Genomic DNA, 1,236 nt, shown 5'->3' with positions numbered 1-1,236 from the left:
CTCTTCTTAAGCTTACGCTGAATGGTTAACCTTAAGTCAACCTCTGTGCTCCACGGCATACTCATGCGGTTTCCCTGCAAACAATTGAGTTAATTTCAAATAGCCATTTACCATTTGCTGGATAATAGGAATTCACATCACCAAAATCACTACGACCAGTAATAAGTTCTGATGATTGAGGCCAAAAGCCCTCGAAATCTTCACTTAGCCATTCGCTAGCTTTGTAAAAGTCATTACTCTGCATTGCGCCATAATCACTGAAACTGATTAGAAGTAAAACTGCCACGCGTTGTAAGTCAGGTTAAATTGTTTGTATGGATAATAACTAGCGAATAAGGGTAATGTGAGACCCAGGCTTTAGCAGCAACTAAAGCTTTCTATGTGATAGCTCGATTGAATAGTGGCTCCTCTATAGAGACCGATAACAAACGTGAGCATCGCATAGGACTCCAAGCACAAACCTCGAATAGTCGACTGGGTCTCGAACCCGCATTTCGCAAGCAAGAGATAGCTTATTATGAATACAAACACACTTCAAAGCATTAATGTCGGTGTCGATACTGGCAAAGCACAACTTGATATTTACATCCGTCCTCTAGATATTTTCTTCTCTGTCCCAAACGATAAGAATGGGATCAAAAAAGCCGTCGTAGCCATCCAAAAACACAAACCTCAAAGAGTCGTGATTGAAGCAACTGGTAGGCTAGAAATGCCATTTATTCTGGCTTGTTCAGAAGCTAAACTTCCTTTCGTTATTTCGAATCCAATACACATTAAACGCTTCGCGGGTGCCATCGGTCAGCGGGCGAAAACAGATAAACTAGATGCGCAACTCATCGCTCACTTTGCCGAGGCGATCAAACCAAACCTCACCCAACTTAAACCTGAAAAGATGAGGTCTATGAGTGATTTAGTCTCGAGAAGAAACCAATTACTTACGATGCAAACTATGGAAAAAAACAGACTAAAAATAATGCCTAAGTTCCTTGCATCAACTATAAATCCAATCCTAACAGCCTTTAAAAATCAAATCGCCAAAATAGAAAACAAGATCATAAAACTGATCGAAGAGTGCCCAGAATATCAAAGTAAAGACATGATACTTCAAAGCATGCCAGGGATTCCCTATCTGGCAGGGTAGTTGTCACTGTTAAAATTTAACCAGTTTGGGCGATAAAGAGTAATTGTGTCTCGTATCTCAGTAGAAAGAAAAGAAGCTATATTGAAGAAGCTATT

The 1,236-nt window shown here is 40.1% G+C and carries 2 pseudogenes; one reads left to right on the top strand and one right to left on the bottom strand.

Going from position 1 to position 1,236, the window contains the following annotated elements:
- Positions 1-76: 76 nt before the first annotated feature.
- Positions 77-244: pseudogene (locus FCV43_RS20740) on the bottom strand (nuclear transport factor 2 family protein); the annotation flags it as partial.
- A gap of 273 nt (positions 245-517) precedes the next feature.
- Here FCV43_RS20740 and FCV43_RS19980 point away from each other — a divergent pair.
- A pseudogene (locus FCV43_RS19980) lies at positions 518-1,135 on the top strand (IS110 family transposase); the annotation flags it as partial.
- Between the last annotated feature and the right edge of the window lie 101 nt (positions 1,136-1,236).

This window comes from Vibrio genomosp. F6 (assembly GCF_005146325.1).
Lineage (GTDB): Bacteria > Pseudomonadota > Gammaproteobacteria > Enterobacterales > Vibrionaceae > Vibrio > Vibrio cortegadensis.
This window is presented reverse-complemented; position numbering and strand designations above follow the sequence as displayed.